The 3,755-nt window shown below is 68.5% G+C and carries 5 protein-coding genes and 2 tRNA genes; 6 read left to right on the top strand and 1 reads right to left on the bottom strand.

The features are described from left to right. From AC1DY5_RS46520 to AC1DY5_RS46495, 6 genes are all read left to right on the top strand, one after another. A partial coding sequence (locus AC1DY5_RS46520; RefSeq protein ID WP_478121148.1) for an FAD-dependent oxidoreductase occupies positions 1-991 on the top strand: 991 nt, incomplete at its 5' end. Beyond that, a complete protein-coding gene (gene thiS, locus AC1DY5_RS46515; protein WP_478121147.1) occupies positions 988-1,185 on the top strand; it encodes a sulfur carrier protein ThiS in 198 nt (65 codons plus the stop codon). The genes AC1DY5_RS46520 and thiS, both read left to right, overlap by 4 nt. Positions 1,186-1,195: 10 nt before the next feature. Continuing rightward, positions 1,196-2,014 (top strand): thiazole synthase, encoded by an 819-nt coding sequence (locus AC1DY5_RS46510; protein ID WP_478121146.1) that lies wholly within the window; start codon positions 1,196-1,198, stop codon positions 2,012-2,014. Next, a complete protein-coding gene (locus tag AC1DY5_RS46505; RefSeq protein WP_478121145.1) occupies positions 2,011-2,931 on the top strand; it encodes a thiamine phosphate synthase in 921 nt (306 codons plus the stop codon). Before AC1DY5_RS46510 ends, AC1DY5_RS46505 begins: the two co-directional genes overlap by 4 nt. Positions 2,932-3,010: 79 nt before the next feature. Further along, a tRNA-Asn gene (locus AC1DY5_RS46500) sits at positions 3,011-3,086 on the top strand. A 243-nt stretch (positions 3,087-3,329) separates the two neighbouring features. After that, positions 3,330-3,405 (top strand) — tRNA-Asn (locus tag AC1DY5_RS46495). A 105-nt stretch (positions 3,406-3,510) separates the two neighbouring features. Here AC1DY5_RS46495 and AC1DY5_RS46490 read toward each other — a convergent pair. After that, positions 3,511-3,755, bottom strand: a 245-nt coding sequence (locus AC1DY5_RS46490; RefSeq protein ID WP_478121144.1) for a hypothetical protein, incomplete at its 5' end; no start/stop codon positions are given.

The following is a 3,755-nucleotide window of genomic DNA, read 5'->3' as shown; positions in this document are numbered from 1 at the left end:
GTTCGAGGCCGGTGGTCCGGACGCCGAGGGCGCCGCCGCCCGGGTCGCCGCGGCGATGCTCGCGCCGCTGGCCGAATCGGCCGTGGCGCCACCGTCGGTGGTCCGAATGGGCCATCACGGGCTGGACCGCTGGCCGACCCTGATCGCGTCGCTCGCGCTGCCGGTGTTCTTCCAGCGCGAGGGCACGCTGGTGCTGTGGCACCGGCAGGATGCGGCCGAGGCCGCGCGGCTCAAGCGCGTGCTCGCGCACACCGGCGAGGTGGTGCCCGAGCTGCCCGCGATGCAGACGCTCGACGTGGCCGGCATCGAGGCCCTCGAGCCTTCGCTGGGCCGGCGCTTCGCACAGGCGCTGCTGCTGCCCGACGAGGGCCAGCTCGACAACCGGGCTTTGCTCGCATCGCTGCTGGCCACGCTGCAGGCGCTGCCCCGGGTGCGCCTGCACTGGCAGGCGGCGYGCACCCTCGACGACTTCAGGCCCGGCGAGGCCGGCCAACCCGAGCGCGTGATCGACTGCCGAGGCCTCGGCGCCAGGCCGCAGTGGAACGCGCTGCGCGGCGTGCGCGGCGAAGTCATCCGCGTCCACGCCCCCGAAGTGGCGCTGCGGCGGCCGACCCGCCTGGTGCATCCGCGCTATCCGATCTACATCGCGCCCAAACCCGACCACCTGTTCGTCATCGGCGCCACCGAGATCGAATCGGACGACATGTCACCAGCCAGCGTGCGCTCCACGCTCGAGCTGCTGAGCGCGGCCTACGCGGTGCACAGCGGCTTCGCGGAAGCGCGCATCGTCGAGATCGCGACCCAGTGCCGCCCGACCCTGCCCGACAACCTGCCGGCCGTGCGCGAGTTGCGACCGAACGTCATGCAGATCAACGGCCTCTACCGCCACGGCTTCCTGATCGCGCCGGCGATCCTCGATGTGGCGATGGAACTGCTCGCGACCGGCCGCTCTGCGCTCGCCGGCCGTTTCGGCCTGGCATCGAATCCATGAACCTCCTGATCAACGACATCCCCCACACGCTGCCGCCCGGCGCGAAGCTCGCGGACGCGCTCGTGCTCATCGATGCCAAGCCGCCGTTCGCGGTCGCCGTCAATCGGCAGTTCGTGCCGCGCTCCCACTACGGCTCGCAGTTGCTGCAGCCCGACGACCGCATCGAAGTGATCCGCCCCGTGACGGGCGGCTGAAGGAAACCCCATGACCTCCCTGCCCGACAACGACCCGCTCGTCCTCTACGGCCAGAGCTTCAAGAGCCGCCTGCTGCTCGGCACTGCGCGCTACCCGTCGCCCGATGTGCTCGAGGCGGCAGTGCGGCGTGCGCAGCCCGCGATGCTGACGGCCTCGCTGCGCCGCCAGACCGCCACGCCCAACGCCGGGAGCAGCGACAACGGCTTCTGGGACCTGCTGCGCCGCCTCGGCGTGCCGGTGCTGCCCAACACGGCCGGCTGCCACAGCGTGCAGGAGGCGATCGCCACGGCGCAGATGGCGCGCGAACTGTTCGACACGCCGTGGATCAAGCTCGAGCTGATCGGCGACGACTACACGCTGCAGCCCGATACGCTGAACCTGGTCGATGCCGCCTCGCAGCTGATCCGCGACGGCTTCCAGGTGCTGCCCTACTGCACCGAGGACCTGGTGCTGTGCCAGCGCCTGGTCGATGTCGGCTGCCAGGCCGTGATGCCCTGGGCGGCGCCGATCGGCACCGGGCGCGGCCCGATCAACCCCTACGCGCTGCAGGTGCTGCGCGAACGGCTGTCGGTGCCGCTGCTGGTCGATGCCGGGCTCGGCCTGCCATCGCATGCCTGCCAGGTAATGGAATGGGGCTACGACGGTGTGCTGCTGAACACCGCGGTGGCGCTGGCCCAGGATCCGGTCGCGATGGCCGGCGCCTTTGCCGATGCGGTCCAGGCCGGTCGCAGCGCGCACCATGCGGGCGCAATGGCGGCGCAGGATTCGGCCCAGCCGAGCACGCCGGTGCTGGGCACGCCCTTCTGGCATCACGCGGCGGCCCAATGACTGCCATGACCGACTCCTCCTCCATTGCGCGAGCCATCGTCGCAGCCCATGCCGCGCGCTTCGGCGAAACGCCGAACACCGCCGCGTCATTCTCGTCGGACGACCCGCTCTACCAAGGCGCCAAGCAGGCCTGCGCCACGCTTGGCTTCATCGACATCGATGCCGATTGCCTGGCGCGCGCATGGCAGGCTCAGACCGGGCGCAACGGCCGCTTCGACCCCGGGGCCTGGCCCGACACGCCGGCCGATTTCGGCCTGCGCCCCTTTCCGCCAACGACCCGCGACGACGCGTTTCCGCCCTGCCCCGAAAAGCTCGGCCTGTATGCGGTGCTGCCCGATGCGAAATCGGTCGGCCGCATGGCGCGTGCGGGCGTGCCGACGGTGCAGCTGCGCTTCAAGTCGGACGATGCCGGCGCGGTCAAGCGCGAGGTGCAGGCGGCGGTCGACGCGGTGCGCGGCACCGGCGCCCTGCTCTTCATCAACGACCACTGGCAGAGCGCGATCGCGGCGCGGGCCTATGGCCTGCATCTGGGGCAGGAAGACCTCGACGCCCTGACGCCGGAAGAACTTCAGACGATCCGCGGCGCGGGCATTCGCCTCGGCGTCAGCACGCATGGCTACGCGGAGATGCTGCGCGCCGACCTCGCGAGCCCGAGCTACATCGCGATGGGCGCGGTCTACCCGACCACGCTGAAGCGAATGGCCACCGCGCCGCAAGGCGTTGCGCGACTGGCGGCGTACGCGCGACTCATGCGCGGCTACCCGCAGGTCGGCATCGGCGGCATCGATGAGCAGCGCATGCCCGAGGTGCTGGCGACCGGCGTCGGTTCGGTGGCCGTGGTGCGCGCGCTGGTCGCCGACCCGCAGCCCGAGGCGGCGGCGCGGCGATTGATGGCGATCTGCAACCGGGCCACCTGAGGTCCCGGGCTGAAGAAAAAAATCGCGGTGGCGGGCGTGGCCAGGGAGCCCAAAAACCACGCTATAATTTAAGGCTTGTTCCTCGATAGCTCAGTCGGTAGAGCGCCGGACTGTTAATCCGTAGGTCCCTGGTTCGAGCCCAGGTCGAGGAGCCAAACTCAAGCTGCTGTGAACACTGTTCATACCGGCACTCTCAAGAAGAGCTCGACTCTGTATTCGATCTCCACTGCCTTGATGGAGACTCGGATACTTCCCAAGAACGCGCCCGTGAAGGCGCGTTTTTTTCGTCTTGGCCTCGAGGGTCGCCAGCAGCTTCGGCACCCTCGCCCGTCTCCAGAGAATCGGATTCGCGTGCGGGATTTTCGGCCCATCCGGTGAATATATAATCTAAGGCTTGTTCCTCGATAGCTCAGTCGGTAGAGCGCCGGACTGTTAATCCGTAGGTCCCTGGTTCGAGCCCAGGTCGAGGAGCCACTACAAGCCGCAAGGCCTCTGGAAAGCCCGCTACCAAWTTGGTAGCGGGCTTTTTCATTCGTCAGGCGCTGGTTCGGCAAGCACCTAACGACCGTCGGGTTTGGCCTAGTCTGGCGCCCCGCGCCAGCACGGATGACCCTTGTAGTTGATGCCTCGATAGTTCGCGATGCGTCGCGCGACCTTGCCGAAGGCCTTGGCCTCGATGACGTCCACGAGCTCGATCCTGTCGAAGCTCGACTTCAGTCGTTCATTGTTCAGCGGAGACCAGGCCTGGTCCGAAACGAAGAGACCGGTCGCGCCCTTCAATTGCGAAGCGAGCGGGAAACAGTCGCAGCGAGCTGATCTTGTAG

Source organism: Variovorax sp. P4_D9, assembly GCF_056401695.1.
This window is presented reverse-complemented; position numbering and strand designations above follow the sequence as displayed.